Origin of the sequence: Pseudomonas sp. BAY1663 (assembly GCF_000582595.1) — a bacterium.
In the GTDB taxonomy this organism is placed as follows: Bacteria; Pseudomonadota; Gammaproteobacteria; order Pseudomonadales; family Pseudomonadaceae; genus Stutzerimonas; species Stutzerimonas stutzeri_AF.
Genome location: NZ_AZSV01000067.1, coordinates 1 through 25,768, shown reverse-complemented (window position 1 = coordinate 25,768; position 25,768 = coordinate 1). Strand labels below are relative to the sequence as shown.

Genomic DNA, 25,768 nt, shown 5'->3' with positions numbered 1-25,768 from the left:
GCGGCCGCGAACGAAACGGCAACAGACCCTAGTAGGTTTTGCCGGCGCCAGTTGGCTGGCGATCCGTAGCCGCAGCAGAAGCATCGCCAGCAAGCCGGCTCCTACGACGGACGCGCTCCCTGGCGCGCCTCAAATTCCCGCCTTGCCCGGCTCGCTGTACTGCGCACCGCTCTCGGAAAAGCGCACCTTGCCGTAGCTGTCGCCGAACAGCTCCTGATACAGCTGTTGGGCCGTATCGGTCAGCAGCAGGATTTCCACGCGCCGGTTGGCGCCGTTCTCGGGATCGTCCGGCCGCAGCGGCATGACGTCGGCCTGGGCGGTCACCTGCAGCACCGAGCGCGCGGGCAGCCCGGCCTCCACCAGCACGTTGCGCGCACGCAGGGCACGGTCGCCAGACAGGTTCCAGTTGTTGTAGCCGGCCTGCAGCCGGTAGGGCGTGGCGTCGGTATGGCCGCTGATGATCAGCTTGTTCTCGACCTTGCTCAGCACGCCGGCGAGCACACCGAGCAGGCGCTCGAAGTGCGGATTGAGGATCGCGCTGCCACGCTGGAACATGAAGCGTTGCTGGTCGTCCTTGATCAGGATGCGCAGCCCCTGGGGCACCACGTCCACCTCGACATTGGCCAGGGCATCGACCTCGCTGGCCACTTCCTTCATCAGCTCGGCCAGCGCCTGCAGCTCGGCGCTGGAACCGTAATGGCGGCTGCCATCGGCCGGCTCCCGGTCGGCCCGCTCGCGTGGCTGCGGATCGGCCTGCGGCGGGCGGACCGGTACGCCGTCCAGCTCCAGCGGCGAGGTGCTGGTGCCGTCGAAGATGCCGGCACCGCCGTCGACCAGCGGGTTGCTCTCCTGCTCGCCGAAGGCCGGGTTAGTCAGGTTCATCTGCGGCTGGATGATCCACAACACCATGAACAGCGCCATCATCGCCAGGGTGAAGTCGGCGAACGCCACTTTCCAGGCGCCGCCGTGCTCGTCCTCATGGCCTTTCTTGGAGCGGCGCCGGACGATGATCTCGTGCTCTTCGCCGCCTTTACCCTTGCCTCGGCTCCTCATGCCGCGTCCCTTTCTTCCTCGTACTGGTTGACCCAGACCTCGAGTTGGCGGAAGGCGGGCTTGACGTCCTGTTCGATCAGCTTGCGGCCGGCGTCGACCGCCAGCAGCGTCGGCTTGCCGGCCAAGTGCGCGACCAGCGTGGTGCGCACGCATTCCAGCGCCGACAGCTCGGTCTTGACCCGCTGGCCCATGGCGTTGGACAGCGGCTCCATCAGGCAGTAGCAGAAGAAGATGCCGAGGAAGGTGCCGACCAGCGCCGCGGCGACGTGGGCGCCGATCTCGGCGACGCTGCCGCCGATGCTGCCCATGGTGATGATGATGCCCATGATCGCCGCGAGGATGCCGAAGCCCGGCATCGCCTCGCCGATCTTGAACAGCGAGCGCGACGGTTGCAGCAGCGCGTGCTCCATGGCCTCCAGCTCCTGTTCGAGGAAGCCCTCGAGTTCATGGGCGCTGATCTTGCCCATGGCCATCAGGCGGAAGTTGTCGGCGATGAACGCCATCAGGTTCTTCTCCGTGAGGATCAGCGGGTAGCGCGCGAACAGGTCGCTTTGCTCCGGCTCCTCGATGTGCGAATCGAGCACCTTGAGGCCGCCTACATCGACCATCTCCAGCAGCTCGTAGAGCAGCATCAGCAACTGGCGCTGGAATTCCTCGCCACGGCGCTGGTAGATGAACACGCCGCGGATCTGCGAGAGCATCTCCACCAGCACTTCCTTGGGGTTGCCGACCACCAGGCTGCCGATCGCGGCGCCCAGGATGACCACCACTTCGGCCGGCTGCCAGAGCACCCGCATGTTGCCGTTGGCCATGGCGTAGCCGCCCAGCACGCAGCCGATGATGATGAATGCACCTAATACTTTCTGCATGACGTTACTGGCTTCTCTCGGTTAAGGATCTACCGACCCCAGAAAGCGACAGGCCTTGCCGATCGCCTGTTTGCTCAACTGACAGACCCTGGCATCGCTGACCTCCAGCACCAGGGCGATTTCCTTGAGGCTCAACTCGTGCTGGTAGTAGAGCGTCAGCACCAGCCGCTCGCGCTCGTCCAGCCGGGCCAGCGCCTGTTCCAGGAGCCGCTCCTTGAGCAGGCGCTCCTCGAACAGCTCGGCCGCATCCGGGAACTGCTCATGGCCGCTCTGCAGCAGTTCGTCGAGGCTCTCGATGGCCTCGGACGAATCGGCCCAGAGGAAGGCCTGGTAATCCTTCTCGTCGAGGCCGGTGAAGGCCTTGATCTCCTCGTCGCTGGGCGCATGGCCCAGCCGCCGCGACAGCTCGCGAATGGCGTCGCGCACCTTGTGCACCTGCTGGCGCACCTGCCGCGGGCGCCAATCCTGGCGGCGCAGCTCGTCGAGAATGGCGCCGCGGATGCGCAGCGCGGCGAAGCGGCCGAACTGCTCGTCCGGCTCGCCATAGCGGCGCAGGCCCTCGAGCAGGCCGATCATGCCGATCTGCTCCATGTCCTCGCGGTCGAGCACCTGGTTCGTCTGCAGCGACAGCTGGCGGACGATGCGCTTGACCAGCGGCAGGTACTGCATCAGCCAGCGCTGCTCGGCGCCCGGCGCGAACAGCGCATGGCCGGCCGGGGTGGCGCCGTAGCAGTCGATGGGACAGGTGGCGCTCATGGCGGCTGGCCTTACTGAACGATCAGCTTGCTGACCAGCACGTGCTTGAACGGCGCGAGCGCATTCTTGCTGGCGAAGTCGGCGAACAGTGCGGTTTCCAGGCGTGCCTGCAGGTCGCCGATCGGCAGCGAGCGCAGCTCGTCGAAGCTGAGTCCGGAGAGGTAGCTGACCACCGAATTGCGCACCAGCGGTTCGGCCTGGGCGAAGTTCTTCGGCTCGTCCGAAGCTTCGGCCTGCAGCGCCAGGTCCAGCACGAAGTAGTGCTCGCGACCTTCGCCGCGCAGGCTGACGATGACCTTCGGCACCGGATAGAACTCGTATTCCACCGGCACCAGCGGCTCGGCCGTTGCCTGGCCCGCCCCCGCGGCCTGTTCCAGCCCGGGCTTGAGCAGCCAGTAACTGACACCGACGCCACCGGCGACGGTGACCACATTGAGCAGCAGCATCAGGAGAACGAGACGAGACGTCGACATGGCAAATTCACAATCCAGTAATTAGCGTTGATCCGATCAAACCGTGACCAGCACGTCGCGGGCGCGACTGCCGGAGCGCTCGGTATCCTGCGCGGTGTCTTCCGCCAGCCCGTTGGCCGCCACCGGCTCCTCACCGGCCGGCATCCGCTGGCGCGCCTGGCCCTGCTGGCCCGATTGCCCGTCGGCGGCCACCTGCACGTTGACCTGTACGAAGTGCTGCCCCACCAGCTCCTGGCGCAGGCGGTCGCTGGTCTGCTGCAGCAGGCGCGCGACGTCGGCGTGGGCGGCGCTGAGCTGCACGGTGAGGCGCCCGGACTCATGGCTGAGGTGGATTTCCAGACTGCCCAGCTCCGGCGGGTCCAGGCGGATGCTGGCGCTCTGCTGCCGCTGCTGCAGCTGCAGCTCGACGTGCTCGCGCAGTGCCTGCAGCATCTGCTCGCCCCACTTGGCTTGCGGGGCGTGCAGCTTGAGCGAGTGCTCCATTCCCTGCGGCGGCACCGTGCGCTCACCGCTCATGGCCAGGGGCTCGGGATCCGCGTTCGGATCGAGCGCGGCGAGCAGGCGCTCCGCCTGTGCGGCGGATGACGTTTCGCCGGCTGGGCCCAGGGCACCGGCCAGTGCCTCGGTCGGGACCGGCAGTGCGCCGGGCATATCGGGCGTCGACGAGCGGGACGCCGCGATGACGCCGGAATCGCCCGCCAGCGGCGGCCTCTCGCCGCGCTGGCCGGCCAGGAGGGTTTCCAGCGTCGCCAGCGCCCTTTGCTGCCGATCGACGAAGACTTCGCCCGACGGGCTCGGCGATGCCGCTTGCGCAACCTGCCCCGGCTGCGCCGCGGCCAGGTCGCGCGCCTGCACCACCGCCTGTTGCTGATCGAGCATGCCGAATAGCCACTGCTCGGCAGTCAGCTCCTGCGCGCTTTCGTCCTGCCCGGAGGAGCGCTCGGCAGCCGGCTGGGCGTTCGCCTGCACGGACGGCAACGGCTCCAGGGGCATCGCCGATTGTAACGCCACCGGCGCTATGTCGAGCTCGCCACCCACCCGCAGCAGGCGCTCGCGGAACCCCACCGGCAACCCGGCACTGGCGCTGCGCTCGCCTGCCAGCCGTCCGTCCAGCGCGGCGGGGCGCACCACGGCCGGCTGGCCGGAAGCTTCCACGGCGGCGTTGCCGCCCATGGCCGCAATAGAACGGATCATGCCGGATCCCCCATCTGGAGCATCTCGGTCCGCTGGTAGGCCGCCCGCCCTTCGGCGTAATCGAGATGGTTCACCAGCAGCAGGCGCAAGCGCTCGCACTCCTCGCCACAGGCCTTCAGGGCTTCGCCGTGCAGACGCTTGAGCCGCTGCCTGGCGGCCTGCGCCGGCTCATCCAGCGCCGCGCTCGCCGGCAGGGCCTCCAGGCAGGCCCGAATGGCCCGGTCGACCTCGCCGACAGCCCGCCAGTCGCCGGCCTGCAGCGCCCGTTGCAGGCCGGCATGCAGCGCCTGCAGGCGCCCGGCATCACTTGCGCGCGGCACTGACGCCCTCCCAGCCCTCACGCAGCACGCCGAGCAGGTTGACCACTTCGTCCAGGCCCTCCAGCGACAGCGTCACGCTGACATCGGAGAGCCGGTAGATGCAGTATTCGTAGAGCCGCGCCAGCCCCTGCACGACCTCGCCGCCGGCCTCTTCGTCGAGCGCGCCGTTGAGGCCGTTGAGGATGTTCATGCACTTCTCCAGCGAAGCGCCCTTCTGCTGATAGCGCTTGTGCTCGATATGGCCACGGGCGCGGGACAGCTCGTCGAGCAGGCCATCCATCAGCACCAGCACCAGCTCGTAGGGGGATGCGGACGCCGCGCGGGCTTCCAGGTCCACCGCGCGGTAGCTGTCGTAACTGTCGTTGGGCAGGTAGGTCATCCGAACAATCCGTAGGTCTGCTCCATGCTCTGCATGGTCTGCATCATGGAGGTGAACTGCTTGAGATAGCGGGCGTAGTAGGTGTCGTACTGCTGCTGCAGGTTCTCGAACTGCTCGTCGACGCGCCGCAGGTTCATGTCCAGCGTGTCCAGGCGGCTCTTCAGCGTGCCGTTGGTGCTGCTGGTGTAACCGGCGACGGTCTTGTCGAGGCTGTCGAGCAGGTTGTCCTTGCCGGTGAACAGCGCCTCGAACCCTTCCGGATCGTTGGCCACCGCCGCCTCGAAACGGGCGCTGTCGATGGTCAGCTTGCCGTTGCGATCGGCGCTGATGCCGAAGTTGATCAGGTTGGTGCCGCCGAAATCGGTACGCAGCAGCGCATTCAGCCGGCTCTCGATGCTGCGCACGCTGGCGTCGCCGGCCAGGGTGCCGCGCGCGCTGCTTTCCGTGCCGCTGGCAGTCAGCGAGTCGAAGCTGGTCATCAGCGCGTTGAACGCATCGACGAAGCTCTGCGCCTTGGCCTTGGTCGCGCTCTGGTCCTGGCCGATGGTGAGCGTCAGGGGCGCGTCACCGGCGCTGTGGAGCTTGCTGACCGACAGGCTGACGCCGTCGATGACGTTGGCGAAGGTGTTGCTGGAACTGGTCAGCTCGATGCCGCCGGCGCCGTAGCTGCCGCCCATGCGAATTCGCGCATCCGCGGCCTCGGAAAGGGTGGTCGTGCTGGCGCTGGCATTGCCGCTCAGGGCCAGGCTGAAGGCGTTGGCCACGCCGCTTTCGGCGCTGGTCAGTACCAGGCTGACCTCGCCGTTGCTGCGCACCAGCGTCGCCTGCACGCCCAGCTCGGCCGCATTGATGGCCTTGGCCGCCTCGTCGAGGGTGGCATAGCCGCCGAGGTCGAAATCCTGACCCTTGAGGGTCAGGGTTCCGCTCAGGCTGCCATCGACCAGCCCCTGCACGGCGACCTGCTGCTTGCTGGCCAGCTGTTCGACATAGAACTGGTAGCTGCCCGGCTGCGCCGTGCTGCCGAGCGTGGCCGTGGCGTAGCCTCCTGGCTGAACGAGGCGCTGTTGACCAGCATCGTCGCCTTGCCGGTCTTCAGGCCGGCAACGGCGGATTTGAAGGTCGTCAGCGACGTGCGCAACTTGCTCAGCGCATCGCGCTGGGCCTGGTAGTTGCTCTCGTTGCGATTGAGCCGGTCCAGCGAAGACTGAACTTCATAGGTCGCCAGCTGCGTCGACATCTGTTTTACGTAATCTGAATCTATCGCCATTACCGATCCCCTTCCTGAAACCTGTTGAGCAAATTGGGTGCCAAGTCACAACTCATTGATTCAATGGGCTTTTCACGGCAACCATGGAGAAAAACCGCTTCCGCTCGGGCGCCGGACAGGGAAACGGGGAAACGCCGTTTCCGCCTGGCGAGGCGGCGGAACATCCCTGTATCAAGGCGACGGTGGAGGGGGGAGCGCTTAAGGCGTATCGCGAATTATCGTGCGCGAGCCGCAGGCCGGCGCCGGGGGGCAACGGAGCGAGGAAGGGAAGCGGCCGGCCACATCCGAACCGGAAGGGCCCACCACCAAGACGCCGAGCGGCAGTCCCGATGCGCGGCGGATTCAGTAGCCCTGCGGCTGGTAAAGCCGGGCATCGTGGCTGCCGGCAAGCAATTGCTCGAGAATCTCGTGGTGCATCGCCAGCAGCTTGCCGTTGCGCTCGTTGATCTGCTGGCACTGCGTGGCCAACGCGCCCAGTTGCTGCCAGAGCTGGCGTACACGCGCGGCCTGCTCCTCGGGGTAGCCGGCGAGCAACCGCTGCATGCCGTCCGCATCCTGCGGCAGGCGGAAGGCGCCCAGCACCTTGGCGCGGCGCTGGGCGCGCGCGCCGATGGTTTCGGCGCGCGTGGTGATCTGCAGGTTGAGCCGGTCGATCTCCAGGCTGTCGCGTTCGAGCAGGAAGGCATAGAGCGCCTGCATCAGGTCGCGCAGGGCCCGGTAATCGTCGCCGTCCTGCTCGAGGTCGTTAGCGACGATCGCGAGCAGCTTGTCGCGCTGGTTCACGCATCGCTTCCGCGGTGATAGGCGAGCATGCTGCCGGCCAGCTCGGCGGGATCGCTGCTGATCTCACCGCGCTGCAGCGCCTGCTTGAGCGCCGCGACGCGCTCCAGGTCGATTTCCGGCATGGCGCGCAGGGCCTCGTGCATCTGCTCCAGCGGCAGGCTTTCCGGCTGGCGCGCGGTGCTTTCCGGCGCCGGGCGCGCGACGGGCTGGCGGGTGGAGCTGGCCTCGGTGGCCGGTGTCAGGGCGGGCTTGAAGTGCCGGCTGATTTCCATGATTTCTTTCCAACTCGGTGGTTACAGCCAAACAGGCGACCGCCCGGCCACGAAACTTAAATGCCTGTTCACGATGCCGGGCGCGGCTAGTCTACCGAGCGCCAGCGTATGGCTCCACGACCGCTACGACGAGCCGATGGAACGCGCTCAGTGGGTGGCGCGCCAATGGGCCTGGGCAGCCAGGCCGTCCTGGATCTTCTGCTCCTGCTGCGCGAGCAGCTGCTGCCATTGCTGCAGCTTGCTGTCGATCATGTGCTCGACCACCTTCTCGCTGCGCATGGCCTGCAGCAGCTCGCGCCGGATGCGCTCCAGCGCCTGCTCGGCGACCGCCAGCTCGCGGCGCTGCAGCTCCACCATCTTGTGCAGCGTGGCCTTGTAGCGCTGCTGGTTGTCACGCTGCAGCGGCGTGCTCATCGGCACGCTGAAGCCGCACAGGCGGCTCAGGCCGGTGATGTTGTTGCGGTAGCGCTGGCAGAGGTTCTGCTGGTACTGCACCTGCCCGAGCATCTTGCGTACGCGGTTGCCACGCAGGCTGGCCAGGCGGCCGAGGGTTTCGAGCTGCTGTTTCATCGTGCCTTCCCGAGGATGTTCTGCAAGGTGGCGACGCTGGTTTCCAGTTCCGCGGCTTCGCCGACGTCCTGGCGCAGGAAGCGTTCGATGGTCGGCGCCAGTTGCACCGCGCGGTCGGTCTGGCTGTCCGCGCCGGGCGTATAGCCGCCGAGCGGGATCAGCTCCTTGATCTTCTCGAAGGCGCTGTAGCACTCCTTGAGCTGGCGCGCCGCGCCCAGGTGCGCCGGCTGGCCGACCTGGCTCATGCAGCGGCTGACCGACGCACAGACGTCGATGGCCGGGTAATGCCCGGCTTCGGCCAGGCGTCGCGAGAGCACGATGTGGCCGTCGAGAATCGCCCGCGCGCAGTCGACGATGGGGTCCTGCTGGTCATCGCCTTCGGCCAGCACCGTGTAGATGGCGCTCAGGCTGCCGTTGTCGCTGGCGCCATTGCCGGCGCTTTCCACCAGCTCCGGCAGCATGCCGAACACCGACGGCGGGTAGCCCTTGGTCGCCGGCGGCTCGCCGAGGGCCAGGGCGATCTCGCGCTGAGCCATGGCATAGCGGGTCAGCGAATCCACCAGCAGCAGCACGTCATGGCCCTGGTCGCGGAAATAGGCGGCGATGCTGTGACAGAGCTCGGTGGCCTTGAGGCGCATCAGCGGCGATTCGTTGGCCGGTGCGACCACCACCACGGCCTTCTTCAGGCCCTCTTCGCCCAGTGAATGCAGGATGAATTCCTGCACCTCACGGCCACGCTCGCCGATCAGCCCGACCACCACCACATCGGCCTTGGTCTGCCGGGTGATCATGCCGAGCAGCACGCTCTTGCCCACGCCCGAGCCGGCAAACAGGCCGACCCGCTGGCCCTTGCCCAGGGTCAGGGTGGCGTTGATGGCGCGCACGCCGACATCCAGCGCTTCGCTGACCGGCTTGCGCTTGAGCGGATTGACCGATGGCAGCTCGGTCGGCAACGGGTCGCGGCCGCCGAGCTTGCCCAGTTCGTCCAGCGGCTCGCCGAGGCCGTTGACCACGCGGCCCAGCCAGGACTCGTCGATATGCAGCTTGGCGTCATCCGGCGCCGGGAATACCCGCGAACCGGCGGTCAGGCCGACCGGTTTCTTGAACGGCATCAGGTAAGTGATATCGCGATTGAAGCCCACCACCTGCGCCTCCAGCATGCTGCCGTCGCCCTGCTCGACATAGCAGCGCTGGCCGGTCATGCGCTGGCAGCCGAGGCTTTCCAGCAGCATCCCGGAGACGCGCACCAGCCGCCCGCTGACCTTGGCCAGCTGCACGTTGTCCAGCGAGCGCAGGGCCTCGTCGAGGCGGAAGCTGTCGCGCAGGGCCATGGCTCAGCCCTGCGCCGTGATGTGTTCGGCGAGGGTTTCCATGCACGAGTCCAGCCGCTGCTGGCAGCCGATGTCGGCTTCGGCCTGGGCGGTGAGCACACGGCATTCGCCGAGCGCGAGCTTCTCGTCCGGCACCAGGCGCCAGGCGGCGGCACGTTCCGGTGCCAGCTCGCGGATGCGCGCGCACTCTTCAGGATTGAGGTGGATACGCACGTCTTCCTGATCGCCGGGCATGGCGGTCAGCGCCTCCTCGGCCAGGGTCAGCAGTTGCGTGGGATGCAGGGTCAGTTCGCAACGGATCACCTGGCGCGCCACCTTCTGCACCAGCTCCAGCAGTTCCTCGCGACGCGCCTGTTCGTACTCGGCACGGAAGCGCTCGAATGACTCGATCAGCCGATCCAGCGGCCGGCCGGCCTCGTCGAACGCCCGTCGCCCTTGCAGACGGCCATCCTCCAGGCCCAGCGCCTTGCCGTCCTCGACACCACGCTGGAAGCCCTCGCGGTGGCCCGCCTCGCGGCCCTGCTCCAAGCCTTCGCGATAGCCCTTGTCGATGCCCTCCTGAAAGCCATCGGCCACCGCCCGCTGCAGGGCTGCCGGATCGCCGGCCAGGGTTTCCGCGGCGGGGCCTTGCGGCTTCACCCGGGGCGGAAAGCGGAACGGCCGCCAACTGCGGTCGGCACCCTTGATCACCTTGACCGTCATCTCACTCCACCGTCTGTTCGCGGAACAGCTGCACCTGCAGCTCGCCATCGGCGGACATCTCGCGCACCACGGCCATGATGTCCTTGCGCACCTGCTCGACACGGCTCAGCGGCACCGGCCCTGGCGCCGGTTGATCGACTCCATCTGCTGCGCCTGGCGCTTGGGCATGGCGCCCTGGATCGCCTTGACCAGCTCCGGCTCGGCGCCCTTGAGCGCGACCACCCACTCGTCCAGCGGGATGACTTCCAGCAGCGTCTGCAGCACGTCCTGGTTCTGCCGCGAGAGGATGAAGAAGTCGTACATCTCGTCTTCGATCTTGCTCACCAGCTCCTCGTTGTGCGCGCGCAGCAGCTCGAACATCTGGTCGCGGTTGCCCTTGAAGCGGTTCATGATGTCCGCCGCCTGCTTCACCCCGCGCACCTGCGAGCCCTGGGTGCTGAGCACCTTGAGGCTGCGATCGATCAGCTGCTCCAGCTCGGCGATGACGTCGCTGTTGACCTCCGAGAGGTTGGCGATGCGGTAGAGCAGCTCGTCCTGGCGCTCGGCCGGCATGCACTCGAGCACCTCGGTGGCCATGCCCGGCGGCAGGAAGGCAAGGAACACCGCCTGCATCTGCGCGTGCTCCTTGGCGATCAGCGCGGCGAACTGCTTGGGATCGAGCCACTCCATCTTGGCCATCTTGCGCGGATCTCCTCGCCGTAGATGGAATCGAGCAGCGAGCGGGTGATGTCGCCGCCCAGCGCCTTGGAGAGCATGCCGGCCAGGTAGGAGCGCGAGGCCCCCTTGATGCTGCTCTGCTCCTTGTAGTCGTCGAAGAAGCGGCTGATCACATCGGAAACCATCGGCTGCTTGACGTTGGACAGCCGCGCCATGGCCTGGCTGATGCTGATGATTTCCTCGCGGGAGAAGTTGCGCAGGATGCCAGCGGATATCTCGTCGCCCATGCTCAGCATGAGGATTGCCGCCTGATCCAGCGAACTGACCGAGCGCAGCTGCACCGGCCGCGGCTTGATCTCGCGGGACGACGCCTGGCTGTCTTCAGCCGGCTGGGTTGAGGTCTCTTTCATTGCGCCCTATCCAATGCTTGATGACTTCCGAGACCCGCTCGGGGTCGTTCTTGGCGAGCATCTGCAGGTGCTCGATCTGCAGCTCAAGACCCGAGCCCGGTGCCGGCAGGCGGATCTCCGAAAGCGGGTTGAGCTCACCGAAGATGTGCGGTCCGCCGGGTTCGCGCGGGCTGGCCAGTGCCGGCCGGCTGTCGCCTTCCAGCGCGGCCGGTGCGCTCGGCTCGACCAGGCTGCCTTCCAGCCCCTCGCGCTGCGGCAGTGCCGCGACGTTGCGCTGGGTGAGATTGCGTACCGCCGGGCGCACCACGATCAGCAGCAACAGCAGGGCGATCAGCCCGGCCACGCCGACCTTGGCCAGCGCATGGACCTGACTGTTCTCCCACCAGGGCACGACCTGCTCGATCGGCTCCACGGCAGCGAACGGCAACACGCTGAGACTCAGGAGATCGCCGCGCTCCTGCTTGAAGCCGACCGCACTGCGCACCATGGCCTCCAGCTCGGCGCGGGCCTCGTCTGTCCAGCCACCCTCCGGCGCCGCCGCGGAGTTGAGCACCACCGCCACGCTCTGCTGGCGCAGGGCGAAGCCGGCATGTCTGACGTGCACCACGCTTTGGTCGTAATCCATCTGGCGGGTCGATTCCTCGCGCAGCGAGGTGGCGCCCTTGTTCTCGGTGGCCGGCTGCTGGGCTTCTTCGCCTTCGGGCGCCGGCGGTACCGGCCGGTTGCTCAACGAGCCAGGCACGCCCAGCGCCAGACGATCCAGCGCGCTCTCGTTGCGCAGCACCTCGTTGCGCAGGCGCGGCGTGTCGCCGTAGGACTGGAAGGTTTCTTCCTTCTGGCTGAAGTCGATGTCCGCCGCCACGCTGATGCGGAAGTTGCCCAGGCCCAGCACCGGTGCCAGTACCTGCTCGATATTGGCCGCAGCCTTCTGCTGGTAGTCCTCCACGGCCTGCCAGTTCTGCGCCGGCCCGCCGCCGACGTTGAGCCCGCGCGAGAGCAGCGCGCCGTACTGGTCGACCACACCGACATCTTCCGGCTTCAGATTGGGCACGCTGTTGGCGACCAGATTGACGATGGCGCCGACCTGGTCGCTGCTCAGCTTGTAGCCGGGCTCCAGCTGCAACATCACCGACGCCTTGCTCGGCGCGCGCTTGCTGACCACGAAGGAACTGTTCTCCTCCTGGGCCAGATGCACCCGCGCCTGCTGCACGCCCTTGAGCGCCATCACCGTGCGCGCCAGTTCGCCTTCCAGGCTGCGCTTGAGGCGCACATCCTGAACGAACTGGCTGGTGCCCAGCGGCTCTTCCTTGTCGAACAGCTCGTAGCCAGCCGGCTGCGCAACCTTCACGCCCTTGGCGTTGAGCAGCAGCCGCGCCCGCGCCAGCTGGTCCTCGCGCACCAGAATCTGGCCGCTCTGCGGATGGATGCGGTACTGCAGCGCCTCGCCGTCGAGCACCTGCATCACCTCGGCGGCGGGGAACGACTCGCCGGCGCCATGCAGCGGGCGGAACGAGCCATTGTCACGCCACAGGTAGAAGGCCACGGCCACCGCCAGCGCGGCGGCGATCACCGCCATGCCCGCCAGCGTCACGCGCGGATCGAGTTGCAGCCCGCCTTCGGGCAACCGGGATTTGAGTTTCTGCAGCACGTCTTAGCTCTCTGGGCCGATCAAAGCGGCATTCGCATGACGTCGTCGAACGCCGTGGTCAGTTTGTTGCGCACCTGTAGCAGCGCCGAGAACGACACGCTGGCCTTCTGGCTGTCGATCATCGCGCCGACCAGATCGTCGCTCTTGCCGCTGTCCACCGCCGCCATCGCCGCGCTGGCCTTGTGCTGCTCGGCGTCCACCGAACGCAGGGCGGCTTCGAACGAACCGCTGATGGCGTTGGCCGCCATGCTCGACGGACGGATCGGCTGGCCCTCGGCAACGCTGGCCAGCTGCTGCATGCGACCCAGCAGATCCTGCTGTACCTGATTGATGGAACTCATGGTCGTGCTTCCCCGATGGTTCAGAAATTCAGCTCGATGCCCTGCTCGCGCATGGCGTTGAGGCGGTAGCGCAGCGCGCGCGAGGTCATGCCCAGGCTGGCGGCGGCCTTGGCCTTGTGGCCGTCGAAGCGGCGGATGGTGTCGATCACGTGCTGGTATTCGGCCCACTTGCCGCTCGCGCGCAGCGCCGCCTTGCCGTTCTCCGCGGCAAGCACCAGCGGGCGCTCGCTGCGTACCGGTGCGCCTGTCGGCACCGCCAGGCCCAGGTCCTGGGGCTGGATGAAGAGCCCGTTACGCAGCACCAGCGCGCGCTGCACGGTGTTCTCCAGTTCACGGGCGTTGCCCGGCCAGTCGTGCTGCAGCAGCGCGCGGCAGGCGTCCTCGGTGAGCAGCTCGTCGTGGGCTTCCTGCGGTGCGTATTTGCTGATGAAGCGGCGGGCCAGCGGCAGCACGTCTTCCTTGCGCTCGCGCAGCGGGCTGATATGCAGCGGCAGCACGTCGAGGCGGAACATCAGGTCGGCGCGGAAGCGGCCCTCGGCCACTTCCTGCTGCAGGTCGCGGTTGGTCGCGGCGATGATGCGCACGTTCAGCTCGATCTCGCGGCGCCCGCCGAGGCGCTCCACGCGCTGCTCCTGCAGCACGCGCAACAGCTTGGCCTGCAGCCCCAGCGGCAGTTCGCCGATCTCGTCGAGCAGCAGGGTGCCGCCATTGGCCAACTCGAACTTGCCGGGCTGGGCGCTCACCGCGCCGGTGAAGGCGCCCTTCTCATGGCCGAAGAGAATGGATTCGAGCATCTGCTCGGGGATCGCCGCGCAGTTCACCGCGACGAAGGGCGCGTCCGGGCTGGCGGAAAAGCGATGGATGTAGCGCGCCATCAGCTCCTTGCCGGTGCCGGTCTCGCCGGTGATGAGGATCGGCGCGCGGGTCAGGGACACGCGCTGGGCCATGGCCAGTAGGCGGCGACCGGCCTGGGAGCAGGAAACGAAGCTTTCCTGGGCGGTCTCGGCACAGACCTGGCGGCGCAGCAACGCACCCAGCTGGGTCTCGCTGAACGGTGACAGCAGGTAGTCGACGCAACCCAGTTCCAGCAGCGTGGCGGCCTTTTCCTGGTCGGCGTACTCGACTACCGGAATCAGGCAGACGCTGCCTGCACGCCGCACAAGACTTTCCACCTGCGCATACAAGGAGCGCGCCGGCAAACTTGCAACCACCACGAAGATCAATGCCAGGCGATCGAGCCGAGCCTTGTCGAGTTCGGCGAAATCATTGAAACGCGCAACTTCGCAACCCTGCCTGCGCAAACCGGCCTGCAGAAATTCGCAGGCTTCGGCCTGGGCACTTCCGATAATGGCGACTTTCTTCGCCGGCAATTCATCGAATAGCTCGTCGCATGCGTAGTTCATTGCCTGACTGACACTTTTCAATGTGACCACCTTGCCCTCCGGGAGGCGCCGCGCTCGTGCGCAACGAATCAGCGGAGATGCGGGAAGATAAAAATCGATTTAATTTTTCGGAAGTCTTTGCCGTCTTTGCCCACTGACTCGCAATCGAACCAGCACGCTCGCAAAGGTACTTCCCGAACAAGTGCGCGCACGCTATCAGCGCGCCAGCACCGTCGCCCAATCAGTTCTGCTTAATTGAAATCAAGCGATGCCAGATGAGCTCAAAAGAGGTCATTTGATATCTCTTGATTTAACCCTCTCACGCGCCCATGCCTAGGATGGCGGCACGCTAGAGCCGTGCCCGGAAAAACACCCGCGCCAGCCAGCCCACTTGTCTGCACCAATGGCCAGCGGCATCACCGCCGTGTTCACCGACCTCAGGACATACAGTTCACAACATGACTGGCAATGCAAAAGTCCACCATGCGTGCCCGCCCAAAGCCTGACTGTATTGAAACCGCAGAAGCTGGGACGGCATCACCACAAGATTCCGCAGTACATCAAGGAAAGTACCAACAAGAATCCGCGGCTGATCGGTGATTATTTCCTGCGTAATTACCGCATCAATCTCGAACTGAATCGCATCGATGTTCAGGAAGAGCGCGGCGAAGAGCCGGACTGCATCTATCGCTCGGCCATGGGCAAAGTTGGGTTTTCCATCGACCGTGCGTTGTTGACCGAAGCACTGGAGTGCTATTACGGCGGCACCGTCATTGCCAGCCAGGACACGCCGCCGATCAGCACGTCGGAACAGCGCATGCGCAATCGGCTGGGCATGGATATCACCGATATATTCGCCCGCTCGATATTGTCCGGCGAGACCTTCGGCCAACTCGACAGTTATCGCAACGACTACGAGGAAACCAGCTGGGAGTACGTGGCCGAGTACGAGTACATCAGCCATATCACCGGCAGCCGTTCCTCGATCTACCTCTATCTGGACACCGAGCTGGTCGACGAGCTGACCAGCCGCCTGGCCGGCCCGCCCGTGCCGCGCCTGCCCGGCAATCCCATCGATCACATCAAACACCTGCCGGTACGCCTCGATTGCGTGGTGGCCGCGGCGCAGATGCCGCTGGCGCAGGTGCTCGCCCTGCAGCTCGACGACATCCTCATGCTGCGCCCGCTGGACCGTTACGAAGTGCGCATCAACCAGCAGAAGCTCTTTCGCGGCACCATCTTCGAAGAGGATGGCGCCCTGTTCCTCACTTCACTTGAAAGCGTGAACCCCCAATGAACGGCCATCTTTCCGACAACGAATTCGAGAACCTCATCAACGAAGGCGACCTGAGCTGGATGCGGTCGACGAGCCGGCTGTACCGGCCCCGGCGGCCGCGCCAGCGCCACGCCAGGACCTGAGCTTCTTCGGCAAGATTCCGGTGAACGTCACCCTGGAAGTCGCCTCCGCGGAAATCTCCCTCAAGGAGCTGATGGAGTGCGACACCAGCAGCGTGATCGTGCTCGACAAGCTGGCCGGCGAACCGCTGGACGTGAAGGTCAACGGCACCCTGTTCGCCAAGGCCGAGGTGGTGGTGATGAACGGCAACTACGGCCTGCGCATCGTCGAACTGTCCGGCACCAGCCTGGACGCCTTCGCCCCATGAGCCTGCGTCGCGGCCTGAGCCTGCTCGGCCTGCTGCTGATCGGGCTGATGCCCCTGGCAGCCCAGGCCGCCGGCGGCGAGATCACGCTGTTCAACCTGAACGATACCGAGAACGGCCAGGAGTTCTCGGTGAAGCTGCAGATCCTGATCATCATGACCCTGCTCGGCTTCCTGCCGGCGATGCTGATGATGATGACCTGCTTTACCCGCTTCATCATCGTGCTGGCCATCCTGCGCCAGGCCATCGGCCTGCAGCAGAGCCCGCCGAATCAAGTGCTGATCGGCATCGCGCTGATCGTCACCCTGCTGGTGATGCGCCCGGTCTGGCAGGAAATCCACAGCCAGGCCTACGAGCCGTTCCAGAACGACGAGATCACCCTCGAACAGGCGCTGGACTCGGCCAAGGGCAGCCTGGCCGGTTTCATGCTGGCGCAGACCAACAAGAACTCCCTGGAAACCATGGTGGCGCTGGCCGGCGAACAGCTGCCGGAGGACCTCGACGAGCTGGATTTCTCGCTGCTGCTGCCGGCGTTCGTGCTGAGCGAGCTGAAGACCGCATTCCAGCTGGGCTTCATGATCTTCGTGCCGTTCCTGGTGATCGACCTGGTGGTGGCCAGCGTGCTGATGGCGATGGGCATGATGATGCTCTCGCCGATGATGATTTCGTTGCCGTTCAAGCTGATGGTGTTTGTGCTGGTTGATGGCTGGGCGCTGTTGATGGGGACGTTGACCACCAGTATTCAGCCGTTTTAGGTGATGGGAATGGATGCGTTGGCCGTGCGGTGGGGCTTGGAGAATGGGGAGGCAGGGCGCGTTTGTGAGAGCGACCTTGGCTGCGATGCCCTACCTTTGTCGGCCCAAACACCGGCATTCGGCGCCACGCTTTCCTCGGCTGGGACTACAGGTTGCGCCTCGCACGGCGCGTCACTTTTTCTTGTCTGGCCAAGAAAAAGTAACCAAAAAGAAGGCCACCCCTACATCCGGACTGGGCGCCCCCGGTTTGCTGCGCAAAACTTCCCTCGCTTCGACGCGGCTCCGGGGGTCGGACTAGGCGCCCCCTCACGAAAGGCCGTCCCTGGCCCATCGCTCCTCGCTCGGCATCCATGCCTCGCGACCCCCTACGCAACGCCTAAGCTCGGCCTCCTGAAGGGGATTAGAGACCGAGGTGCCTGGAAGTGTCCAAGCAACGAAAGCAAAAAATCGCTTCGCTTGTTCTTACGCGCACGGCCTGACAGGCGACACCAAACGCCCCTTTCAGAAGGCCGAATGGAATCGCTGCGCAGAGGGGCGAGCGGCATGGATGCCGCGAGAGCCGTGAAGGGCCATGGATGGCCCTTGCGCGGCGACTCGGAGCAGCGATGGAGTGAGGGAAGTCGAGCGCAGCGAGACCCGGATGCAGGGGCAAGACCTTTTGGTTCCTTTTGGGGCGACTGCCAAAAGGGACTCGCCCAGCAGGGCGAAACCAATGCGTCTGCCAACCCGGCCAATAGGCATTAACCTCAGAAACCCAAGCCCAAACGCTTCGTGGCCAAGGCCGCTCCCACAACAAGCAAAGCCAAAGCTGCAGTTCGCCGCCTGGCCGAGCGGTGCATTCACCGTCACCTCAAAGGTGCCCCAATGCTAACCCCCGACACCGCCGTCCATATCGTCTCCAACGCCATCCACGTGATCGTCCTGGTGGTCTGCGTGCTGATCGTCCCGAGCCTGCTCGGCGGCCTCCTGATCAGCATTTTCCAGGCCGCCACCCAGATCAACGAACAGATGCTGAGCTTCCTCCCGCGCCTGCTGATCACCCTCGGCATGCTGGTGTTCGCCGGGCACTGGATCCTGCGCACACTGAGCGATCTGTTCATCGAAACCTTCCAGCAGGCGGGTCGCCTGGTCGGCTGAATCATGCCCAACGATCCCCTCATGCACGCCGGCCACTATCTGCAATCGCTGCTCGCCTACTGGTGGCCGTTCTGCCGGATCATGGCCGTGTTCAGTCTGGCGCCGATGTTCAGTCACAAGGCGATCAGCGTACGTGTGCGCATCCTCCTGGCGCTGGCGCTGACCCTGGTGCTGGGCGCGGCCTTGCCGACACCGCCGACACTCGATCCGCTGTCGCTGGCAGGCATGCTGGCCACCATCGAGCAGATCGCCATGGGGCTGCTGCTGGGCCTGGCGCTGCTGCTGGTGTTCACCGTGTTCACCCTGATCGGTGACGTGGTCTCGACCCAGCTCGGGCTGTCCATGGCGGTATTCAATGACCCCATGAACGGCGTGTCTTCGGCGTCGATCATCTACCAGCTGTATTTCATCCTGCTGGCGCTGCTTTTCTTCGCCATCGACGGCCATCTGGTCACGGTGAGCATCATCTACCAGAGCTTCGTCCACTGGCCGATCGGCAGCGGGCTGTTCTACGACGGTCTGCAGACCATCGCCTGGTCCATGGCCTGGGTGATTTCGGCGGCGTTGCTGATCGCCCTGCCAATCGTCTTCTGCATGACGCTGGTGCAGTTCTGCTTCGGCCTGCTCAACCGCATCTCGCCGGCGATGAACCTGTTCTCGCTCGGTTTTCCCATGGCGATCATCGCCGGCCTGTCGCTGATCTACCTGACCCTGCCGAACCTGGCCGAGGCCTACCTGCACCTGACCCGCGACTTGCTGGACAAGATCGGCGTTCTGCTCAGGAGCGGCGGCCATGTCTGAGCAGAACAGCAGTCAGGAAAAGACCGAAGAGGCCTCCGAGCAGAAACTCAAGAAGAGTCGCGACGATGGCCAGGTCACCCGCTCCAAGGATGTCGCCACCACCGTTTCGCTGCTCGCCACGCTGCTGCTGCTCAAGCTCAGTGCGGGGCTGTTTCTCGATGGCATGCAGCAGAGCTTCAGCTACTCGTACATCAACTTCCAGCAGAGCGAGATCGGCATCGATGACCTGCAGGTGATCCTCACGCACAACCTGATGGTATTCATCAGCGTGCTGCTGCCGCTTTTGCTGACGCCGATCCTGGTGATCGCCTTCGCCCTGGTGCCGGGCGGCTGGGTGTTCGCCTCGAAGAACTTCGCGCCGAAGTTCAGCAAGCTCAACCCCATCAGCGGGCTGGGACGGATGGTCGGCGCGCAGAACTGGAGCGAGCTGGCCAAGTCGCTGCTGAAGATCTCCGCGCTGCTCGGCATCGCCGCCTGGCAGCTGTACTACGCCGCGCCACGGCTGGTCGCGCTGCAGCGCACCGACATCTTCAACGCCATCGGCGGCGCCTTCTCGCTGACCTTCGACCTGGCAATCTCGCTGCTGCTGGTGTTCGTGCTGTTTTCCTTCATCGACATCCCGCTGCAGCGCTTCTTCTTCCTCAAGAAAATGCGCATGACCAAGCAGGAGCGCAAGGAAGAGCACAAGAACCAGGAAGGCCGCCCCGAAGTGAAGGCGCGCATCAAGCAGCTGCAGCGCGCGCTGGCGCAGCGGCAGATTGCCAAGGTGATCAAGGATGCCGACGTGGTGATCGTCAACCCGACCCACTACGCCGTGGCGCTCAGGTACGACCCGAAGAAGGCCGAGACGCCCTTCGTCATCGCCCGCGGCGTCGACGAGATGGCGCTGTACATCCGCAAGATGGCCCAGGCCAACGGGCGTGAGGTGGTCGAGCTGCCGCAATTGGCCCGCGCCATCTACTACAGCACCCAGGTCAATCAGCAGATCCCGGCACCGCTCTATACCGCGGTAGCCCACGTGCTGACCTACATCCTCCAGCTCAAGGCCTGGAAGCAGGGTCGGCGCCAGGGCAAGCCGGCGCTGGCCAGCAACATCCACATCCCCGAAGAACTGTTCAACCGAGCACGCTCATGAGCCTGATGCAGAAACTCACGCCCACCTTCAGCAGCGGCCGGATCGGCATTCCGGTGCTGATCCTGTCGATCCTGGCGATGATCATCCTGCCGCTGCCACCGCAGCTGCTGGACATCCTGTTCACCTTCAACATCGCCATGGCGGTGCTGGTGCTGCTGGTCAGCGTGTCGTCGAAGAGCCCCCTGGATTTCTCGCTGTTCCCCACGGTGATCCTGGTCACCACGCTGATGCGCCTGACCCTCAACGTCGCCTCGACGCGGGTGGTGCTGCTCGAGGGCCACAGCGGCACCGGCGCGGCGGGCAAGGTGATCGAGGCCTTCGGCGAGGTGGTGATCGGCGGCAACTTCATCGTCGGCCTGGTGGTGTTCGTGATCCTGATGATCATCAACTTCATCGTCATCACCAAAGGCGGCGAGCGCATCTCCGAGGTCACCGCGCGCTTCACCCTCGACGCCCTGCCGGGCAAGCAGATGGCCATCGATGCCGACCTCAACACCGGCCTCGTCACCCAGGAAGAAGCCAAGGCGCGGCGCCAGGAAGTGGCCAAGGAAGCGGACTTCTACGGGGCCATGGATGGCGCCTCGAAGTTCGTCCGCGGCGACGCCATCGCCGGCATCCTGATCCTCCTGATCAACCTGTTCGGCGGTTTCGCCATCGGCGTGTTCGTCCATGACCTGGGCGCCGGCGATGCCTTCAAGCAGTACGCCCTGCTCACCATCGGTGACGGCCTGGTGGCGCAGATTCCGGCGCTGCTGCTGTCCACCGCGGCGGCGATCATCGTCACCCGCATCAACGAATCCAGCGATATCACCAGCCAGGTGCAGCGCCAGCTGCTGGCCAATCCGGCTTCGCTGTACACCGTGGCCGGCATCCTCTTCGTGCTCGGCCTGGTGCCGGGCATGCCGCACTTGGCCTTCATCGGCTTCGCCGCACTGATCGGCTTCATCGGCTGGCGCGTCTCGCTGCAGCAGCCACCGGCCGAGGGTGCCGATCTCAAGGAGATCCAGCAGCTCGGCCAGGCGATGGACAAGGAAAAGGCCCAGTCGCTGGCCTGGGAAGACATTCCGCTGGTCGAGCGGCTGTCGGTGTCGCTCGGCTACAAGCTGGTCGGGCTGGTCAACGAGGCGTCCGGTGCGCCGCTGCCGGCGCGGGTGCGCGGCGTGCGCCAGACGCTGTCCGAGCACCTCGGCTTTCTGCTGCCGGAAGTGCAGATCCGCGACAGCCTGCGGCTCAAGGCCTCGCAGTACGACATCTACATCAACGGCGAAAAGATCGATGGCGCCGAGCTGCACGCCGACCGCCTGATGGCGATCCCGTCGCCGGAGCTGTACGGCGAGATCGACGGCATCCTCGGCACCGACCCGGCCTATCGCATGCAGGTGGTGTGGATTCAGCCGGGCGACAAGTCCCGCGCGCTGAACCTCGGCTATCAGGTGATCGATTGCGCCAGCGTCATCGCCACCCACCTGAACAAGGTGATCCGCGAGCACCTGCCGGACCTGTTCAAGCACGACGACGTCGAGCACCTGATGCAGCGCCTGACCGTGCAGGCGCCGAAACTCGCCGAGAGCCTGAAGAGCGCCCTGAGCTACACCCAGCAGATGCGTGTGTACCGCCAGCTGCTGCAGGAAGAGGTGCCGCTGCGCGACATCGAGACCATCGCCAGCACCCTGCTCGAATGCAGCGAGACCACCAAGGACCCGGTGCTGCTGGCCGCCGACGTGCGCTTCGCATTGCGCCGCAGCATCGTTTCGATGGTCGCTGGCGACCGCCGTGAGCTGGGCGTGTTCGTGCTGGAGAACGCGTTGGAGAACACCTTGCTCAATGCCCTGGCCATCGCCCAGCAGGCCGGGCCGGTAAGCCTGGACAACATCCCGGTGGAGCCCAGCCTGCTCAATCAGCTGCAGAACAGCATGCCGGTGGTGAAAGAAAAGCTGCGCAAGGATGGCCATCCGCCGATCCTCACCGTAATGCCGCAGCTGCGCCCGCTTTTGGCGCGCTATGCACGGGTGTTCAGCCCGGGACTCCACGTGCTGTCGCAGAACGAGATTCCCGACCGCGTCGGCGTGAATATCCTCGGCAGCCTCGGCTGAGCGCCCGCCAGGATCTGGGCTTCAGTACGGCCGCCGGCGCCGCGGCATCTGGCCGGCCACCATCGCGGTGAACGCCTCCGACGGCCGGTCCAGGGCGAAGCCCATCTCGAAGCTGTTCCGCCGCGAATCCTTGCGCGCCCACTGGCAGATCACCACCACCTCGATCTGCCGCACCCGTTCGCCGTGCTCCGGCACGTGCAACACCATCTCGTAGCAGCCGCCGATCGCCAGCGGCTGGCTGGCGACCAGCCGCAAGCCGCCCAGGGACAGGTCGGCGACATAGCCCATGGGCTCGCCGTTGAGGCGGTTGCTGACCTGGATGCTGCTGATATGACGGAAACTGAGGCGGCTGTGTTGGCGCATATCCATGGCTCGGGCAGGGGAATCATCGCCGCGGCGGCTGGCGGTGTCTCAAGCCAACAGGCGACCGAAGCCAGCGGACACTTAAGTGTCGGCCCCCGGCGCCACGTGCGATTGTGATCGCCGTCACCTGCCTCACGGCGACGATGGCGTCCGCTCGTGCGGTTCCTCGTGCAGCGCCTCCTCGTCGCTGACCTCCTCGGCCATACCCGGTGGCACGTTGTAGGCGCCGCCGGGCACGTCGGCCTCGTCGCCGCCGGACACCTCGCCATGGGTCGAGGTGGTTTCCGGGTCCTGCTCGTGGGCATCGCCGCTCGGGTCGATCGACTCGATGCTCTCGCGGCCCTGTTCGCTCTGGCTCATCACCACGCTCCTCGCGCTGCGCTGGCCCCGGACGATCCGAGGCCCCTTGGCTTTAGGGAGGTCCCGACGCGGGGAAGTTGCACGGTCACGGCCCCCTTGCGGACCAATGGCCGCTCGGCGGCGCGGCTGAACTATTCCCGGCGCGACGCGGCCCAAATGCCACGAAAACCGACACAGAGCGGAACCATGCAACTCACCACTCGAAGCCTGCCGAGCATGCCAGCCAGCGTCCCGCAGATGGCGACGCAACCGTCGCGGGAGCTGTATTTCGCCCTCTTCCGCGATGTCGACGACGAGGCCCGCATGGCTGCCGCGGATTACCTGCGTAGCCAGCTCGAAGCCGCCGCCGCGCTGCCCTGCGACCTGCCGCAAGACCCACGCGACCTGCAGTCGTGGCTCGAACAGCGCACCGCCAGGGTCGGCCGGCAGTACCAGGCCTATCTGCAGCAGCGGCGGGCCGGCGCGCCGCGCCGCTACTTCTCCGGCAAGGCCCACGCGCTGCATTTCCTGCGCGGCGTAGCGCCGACCAAGCTGGTCGACGGCGCCTGGCTCTACGGCCTGCTGCAGCGCTGGGACGACCCGCGCTTCACCCTGCTGATCCAGACCTACCTGGAGGAACTCGGCGAAGGCCGCCCGGAAAAGAACCACGTGGTGCTCTACCGCAAGCTGCTGGCCAGCCAGGGCTGCGACGACTGGCAGCAGCTGGACGACGAGCACTTCGTCCAGGGCGCGATCCAACTGGCGCTGGCCGAGCATGCCGAACGCTTCCTGCCGGAGATCATCGGCTTCAACCTCGGCTACGAGCAGTTGCCGCTGCACCTGCCGATCACCGCCTACGAACTGACCGAACTGGGCATCGATCCCTACTACTTCACCCTGCACGTCACTGTCGACAACGCCGACAGCGGCCATGCGAAGAAGGCCGTGCAGAGCCTGCTGGACGCCTGGCCGCAGGTCGCCGACGGCGCCGAGTTCTACCGGCGGGTGCGCGCCGGCTATCGCCTCAACGAACTGGGCGCCAGCACCGTCTCGGTGATCGGCGACTTCGATCTGCAGCGCGAGGTGCTGCGCATCTTCGAGAAGAAGGCTGGCGTCGGCCAGTTCGTCCATTCCGACTACTGCCGCTTCGAGGGCCGCACGGTCAACCAGTGGCTGGCCGAGCCGGAACGCGTCGCGTCGTTCCTCGCCGTGCTGGAGCAGCGCGGCTGGATCAGGCATGGCCAGGACCCGCGGGAAAGCCGTTTCTGGCAGCTGATCGTCGGCGAACAGGCGCCCATGTTCGGGGTTTTCAGTGCGCACGAGCAGCAACTGATCCATGACTGGATCGCCGCCGACTGGCAGCCCGAGGGCAGGCGCAGCCCGCGCGGCATGCCGTTCGCCACGCAGCACCAGCAACAGCGGACGCAACCGTCGTCCGGCGAGCACGCCGCCGGCAACGATTTCGACGCCGAGCTGCAGCTGCTCGAACGCCAGCTGGCGCGGCAGCCGACCCGCGAAGCACGCATGCGCCTGCTGCTGCCGCTGCTCGCGCCCCAGCGCCACCACAGCGCCGCCGGCCTGCTGGCCACACGGCGATTCAGCCAACTGTTCAACTGAAAGGCAAACGCCAAGGACCCCACGAATGACCCAGGAAACCGCGCAGGACCGCGCACTGCTGCATCTGGCGCAAGCCATACGCGATCGCGGCTATCACTTCATCACACCCACCCCGCTGACCCACGAGCGGGTCAACCAGCGCCCGGAGAACGCCCTGGCCGAAGACTTGCCCGGGGTGTTCGGCTGGAGCCGGCCGTTCCAGCACGAACTGCTGCCGCCGCCGCTGTTCAGCCTGATGGACCAGGCCCAGGTGCTCGAACCCTGCGGCACGCGCTGGCGCAGCAAGGTGCGCCTGTCGAGCCTGGACGGTCAGCTGTTCCTGCATTCGGCCTTTCCCACCGCGGCGGCGGATGCGGTGTTCTTCGGCCCGGACACCTACCGCTTCGCCAGCGCCATCCAGTGTCATCTGAACCGCCATACCGGCGAGCTGCGCCGCGCGGTGGATATCGGCTGCGGCTCCGGCGCCGGCGCCATCCTCACCGCGCTGGCGCGGCCGCAGGCCGAAGTGCTGGCGCTGGACATCAACCCCGAAGCGCTGCGCCTGACGCGGATCAACGCGGCGCTGGCCGGTGCCGACAACCTGCGCACCGCGCACAGCGACCTGCTCGGCGCGGTCGACGGCGACTTCGACCTGATCCTGGCCAACCCGCCCTATCTGGTCGACCCCGACCAGCGCGCCTATCGCCACGGCGGCGGGCCGCTGGGCGCCGGCCTGTCGCTGGCGATCCTCGACGGTGCGCTCGAACGCCTGGCGCCCGGCGGCACACTGCTGCTGTATACCGGCGTGGCCATGCTCGACAACCAGGACCCGTTCCTGGCCGAGGTGCAGCAGCGCCTGGAAGGCAGCGCCTTCGGCTGGACCTATCGCGAAGTCGACCCGGACGTGTTCGGCGAGGAACTGCTCGGCGGCGCCTATACCCGCTGCGACCGCATCGCCGCCGTGGTATTGGAAGTGACGCGCCCGACGAGCTGACCGTTAACGCGTGGAAAACGCTTCGCGGTTTTCCACGGGGTGGCCATCCACCTACGGCAGGTCCGGCGCAGGGTGGATAACACCGAAGGCTTATCCACGCGTACCAGGACCTTTATGTGGGTAACAGATAGAGACAGACCGACAACGTGATCAGCGAGCCGAGCGTCGAGTACAGCACCACCCGCGACACCCGCGAGCCCTCGCGGCCGTAGAACTCGGCGAGCATGTACGGCCCGGTGCCGGTCGGCAGCGCGCTGAGCAGCAGCGCGGAATAGGCCCAGAGGGTCGGCAGCTCGAATACCTCGAAGGCCAGGTACCAGGTGATCAGCGGCTGTACCAGCAGCTTCAACCCCACCAGCGGCCACACGCCCTGCACCTTGCCGCCGGGCTGCGGCTGGGCGAGGAACAGCCCCAGCGAGACCAGCGCGCAGGGTGCCGCCGCCGCGCCGAGCAGCTTGAGCAGCGTCGCCAGCGGCACCGGCAGGCT

Annotated in this window: 26 protein-coding genes and 3 pseudogenes; 9 read left to right on the top strand and 20 right to left on the bottom strand. The window is 66.0% G+C overall.

What is annotated here, in order from left to right:
• Nucleotides 1–129: 129 nt before the first annotated feature.
• The 17 genes and pseudogenes from BAY1663_RS16920 to BAY1663_RS16840 all read right to left on the bottom strand — a co-directional run bounded on the left by BAY1663_RS16920 (nucleotide 130) and on the right by BAY1663_RS16840 (nucleotide 14,428).
• Nucleotides 130–1,053, bottom strand: coding sequence for an OmpA family protein (locus tag BAY1663_RS16920; protein ID WP_037042972.1), 924 nt, complete (start codon nucleotides 1,051–1,053; stop codon nucleotides 130–132).
• Nucleotides 1,050–1,922 (bottom strand): flagellar motor stator protein MotA, encoded by an 873-nt coding sequence (motA, locus tag BAY1663_RS16915; RefSeq protein ID WP_037042970.1) that lies wholly within the window; start codon nucleotides 1,920–1,922, stop codon nucleotides 1,050–1,052. Before motA ends, BAY1663_RS16920 begins: the two co-directional genes overlap by 4 nt.
• Before the next feature lie 21 nt (nucleotides 1,923–1,943).
• Nucleotides 1,944–2,678, bottom strand: a complete 735-nt coding sequence (locus BAY1663_RS16910; RefSeq protein WP_037042968.1) for a FliA/WhiG family RNA polymerase sigma factor — start codon at nucleotides 2,676–2,678, stop codon at nucleotides 1,944–1,946.
• 11 nt (nucleotides 2,679–2,689) lie between these two features.
• A complete protein-coding gene (locus BAY1663_RS16905; protein WP_037042966.1) occupies nucleotides 2,690–3,151 on the bottom strand; it encodes a flagellar basal body-associated FliL family protein in 462 nt (153 codons plus the stop codon).
• 36 nt (nucleotides 3,152–3,187) lie between these two features.
• Entirely contained in the window at nucleotides 3,188–4,345 is a 1,158-nt protein-coding gene (locus BAY1663_RS16900) for a flagellar hook-length control protein FliK (RefSeq protein ID WP_128576373.1), read from the bottom strand.
• Nucleotides 4,342–4,665: a hypothetical protein gene (locus BAY1663_RS16895; protein WP_037042962.1), complete on the bottom strand. Its 324-nt coding sequence runs from the start codon at nucleotides 4,663–4,665 to the stop codon at nucleotides 4,342–4,344. Before BAY1663_RS16895 ends, BAY1663_RS16900 begins: the two co-directional genes overlap by 4 nt.
• Nucleotides 4,649–5,044 (bottom strand): flagellar export chaperone FliS, encoded by a 396-nt coding sequence (gene fliS, locus BAY1663_RS16890; RefSeq protein ID WP_037042961.1) that lies wholly within the window; start codon nucleotides 5,042–5,044, stop codon nucleotides 4,649–4,651. The genes BAY1663_RS16895 and fliS overlap by 17 nt, the downstream gene beginning before the upstream one ends.
• A pseudogene (gene fliD / locus BAY1663_RS16885) lies at nucleotides 5,041–6,311 on the bottom strand (flagellar filament capping protein FliD). Before fliD ends, fliS begins: the two are co-directional and overlap by 4 nt.
• A gap of 342 nt (nucleotides 6,312–6,653) precedes the next feature.
• Nucleotides 6,654–7,094: a flagellar protein FlgN gene (flgN, locus tag BAY1663_RS16880; protein WP_037042960.1), complete on the bottom strand. Its 441-nt coding sequence runs from the start codon at nucleotides 7,092–7,094 to the stop codon at nucleotides 6,654–6,656.
• Nucleotides 7,091–7,366, bottom strand: a complete 276-nt coding sequence (gene flgM, locus BAY1663_RS16875; protein ID WP_037042959.1) for a flagellar biosynthesis anti-sigma factor FlgM — start codon at nucleotides 7,364–7,366, stop codon at nucleotides 7,091–7,093. Before flgM ends, flgN begins: the two co-directional genes overlap by 4 nt.
• 147 nt (nucleotides 7,367–7,513) lie before the next feature.
• Complete coding sequence (locus tag BAY1663_RS16870; protein ID WP_037042958.1) at nucleotides 7,514–7,936, bottom strand: flagellar FliJ family protein; 423 nt, start codon at nucleotides 7,934–7,936, stop codon at nucleotides 7,514–7,516.
• Nucleotides 7,933–9,267, bottom strand: a complete 1,335-nt coding sequence (gene fliI, locus BAY1663_RS16865) for a flagellar protein export ATPase FliI (RefSeq protein WP_037042957.1) — start codon at nucleotides 9,265–9,267, stop codon at nucleotides 7,933–7,935. Before fliI ends, BAY1663_RS16870 begins: the two co-directional genes overlap by 4 nt.
• Before the next feature lie 3 nt (nucleotides 9,268–9,270).
• Complete coding sequence (fliH, locus tag BAY1663_RS16860; RefSeq protein ID WP_017245897.1) at nucleotides 9,271–9,969, bottom strand: flagellar assembly protein FliH; 699 nt, start codon at nucleotides 9,967–9,969, stop codon at nucleotides 9,271–9,273.
• Nucleotide 9,970: 1 nt separating this feature from the next.
• Nucleotides 9,971–11,036, bottom strand: a pseudogene (locus tag BAY1663_RS16855) (FliG C-terminal domain-containing protein).
• Nucleotides 11,008–12,684, bottom strand: a complete 1,677-nt coding sequence (fliF, locus tag BAY1663_RS16850; protein ID WP_019407399.1) for a flagellar basal-body MS-ring/collar protein FliF — start codon at nucleotides 12,682–12,684, stop codon at nucleotides 11,008–11,010. The pseudogene BAY1663_RS16855 and the gene fliF overlap by 29 nt, the downstream one beginning before the upstream one ends.
• Nucleotides 12,685–12,704: 20 nt before the next feature.
• Complete coding sequence (gene fliE, locus BAY1663_RS16845) at nucleotides 12,705–13,025, bottom strand: flagellar hook-basal body complex protein FliE (protein ID WP_014595421.1); 321 nt, start codon at nucleotides 13,023–13,025, stop codon at nucleotides 12,705–12,707.
• 20 nt (nucleotides 13,026–13,045) lie between these two features.
• The gene (locus BAY1663_RS16840) at nucleotides 13,046–14,428 is read right to left on the bottom strand and encodes a sigma-54 dependent transcriptional regulator (protein ID WP_037042956.1); all 1,383 of its coding nucleotides are present in this window, start codon (nucleotides 14,426–14,428) and stop codon (nucleotides 13,046–13,048) included.
• A 466-nt stretch (nucleotides 14,429–14,894) separates the two neighbouring features.
• On the opposite strand from BAY1663_RS16840, the gene BAY1663_RS16835 reads away from it, so the two are divergent.
• From BAY1663_RS16835 to flhA, 7 genes and pseudogenes are all read left to right on the top strand, one after another.
• Nucleotides 14,895–15,704, top strand: coding sequence for a FliM/FliN family flagellar motor C-terminal domain-containing protein (locus BAY1663_RS16835; RefSeq protein ID WP_256206841.1), 810 nt, complete (start codon nucleotides 14,895–14,897; stop codon nucleotides 15,702–15,704).
• Nucleotides 15,701–16,071: pseudogene (gene fliN / locus BAY1663_RS16830) on the top strand (flagellar motor switch protein FliN). The gene BAY1663_RS16835 and the pseudogene fliN overlap by 4 nt, the downstream one beginning before the upstream one ends.
• The gene (gene fliP, locus BAY1663_RS16825; protein WP_017245894.1) at nucleotides 16,068–16,823 is read left to right on the top strand and encodes a flagellar type III secretion system pore protein FliP; all 756 of its coding nucleotides are present in this window, start codon (nucleotides 16,068–16,070) and stop codon (nucleotides 16,821–16,823) included. Before fliN ends, fliP begins: the two are co-directional and overlap by 4 nt.
• A gap of 864 nt (nucleotides 16,824–17,687) precedes the next feature.
• Nucleotides 17,688–17,960: a flagellar biosynthetic protein FliQ gene (locus BAY1663_RS16820; protein ID WP_014595416.1), complete on the top strand. Its 273-nt coding sequence runs from the start codon at nucleotides 17,688–17,690 to the stop codon at nucleotides 17,958–17,960.
• A 21-nt stretch (nucleotides 17,961–17,981) separates the two neighbouring features.
• Nucleotides 17,982–18,761, top strand: a complete 780-nt coding sequence (fliR, locus tag BAY1663_RS16815; RefSeq protein WP_037042952.1) for a flagellar biosynthetic protein FliR — start codon at nucleotides 17,982–17,984, stop codon at nucleotides 18,759–18,761.
• The gene (gene flhB, locus BAY1663_RS16810; RefSeq protein ID WP_037042949.1) at nucleotides 18,754–19,896 is read left to right on the top strand and encodes a flagellar type III secretion system protein FlhB; all 1,143 of its coding nucleotides are present in this window, start codon (nucleotides 18,754–18,756) and stop codon (nucleotides 19,894–19,896) included. Before fliR ends, flhB begins: the two co-directional genes overlap by 8 nt.
• Nucleotides 19,893–21,989 (top strand): flagellar biosynthesis protein FlhA, encoded by a 2,097-nt coding sequence (gene flhA / locus BAY1663_RS16805; protein WP_037042947.1) that lies wholly within the window; start codon nucleotides 19,893–19,895, stop codon nucleotides 21,987–21,989. The genes flhB and flhA overlap by 4 nt, the downstream gene beginning before the upstream one ends.
• A gap of 21 nt (nucleotides 21,990–22,010) precedes the next feature.
• Here flhA and BAY1663_RS16800 read toward each other — a convergent pair whose 3' ends face one another.
• Entirely contained in the window at nucleotides 22,011–22,352 is a 342-nt protein-coding gene (locus BAY1663_RS16800; RefSeq protein ID WP_037042945.1) for a PilZ domain-containing protein, read from the bottom strand.
• A gap of 132 nt (nucleotides 22,353–22,484) precedes the next feature.
• A complete protein-coding gene (locus tag BAY1663_RS16795) occupies nucleotides 22,485–22,712 on the bottom strand; it encodes a hypothetical protein (protein ID WP_037042943.1) in 228 nt (75 codons plus the stop codon).
• A gap of 186 nt (nucleotides 22,713–22,898) precedes the next feature.
• Here BAY1663_RS16795 and BAY1663_RS16790 point away from each other — a divergent pair, with 186 nt between their 5' ends.
• Nucleotides 22,899–24,308, top strand: coding sequence for an iron-containing redox enzyme family protein (locus BAY1663_RS16790; RefSeq protein WP_037042941.1), 1,410 nt, complete (start codon nucleotides 22,899–22,901; stop codon nucleotides 24,306–24,308).
• 25 nt (nucleotides 24,309–24,333) lie between these two features.
• Nucleotides 24,334–25,281, top strand: a complete 948-nt coding sequence (locus BAY1663_RS16785; RefSeq protein ID WP_037042939.1) for a class I SAM-dependent methyltransferase — start codon at nucleotides 24,334–24,336, stop codon at nucleotides 25,279–25,281.
• Nucleotides 25,282–25,393: 112 nt separating this feature from the next.
• On the opposite strand, the gene BAY1663_RS16780 is transcribed toward BAY1663_RS16785, so the two are convergent.
• Nucleotides 25,394–25,768 (bottom strand): AEC family transporter (locus BAY1663_RS16780; RefSeq protein ID WP_037042937.1); only part of this gene is annotated, 375 nt, incomplete at its 5' end.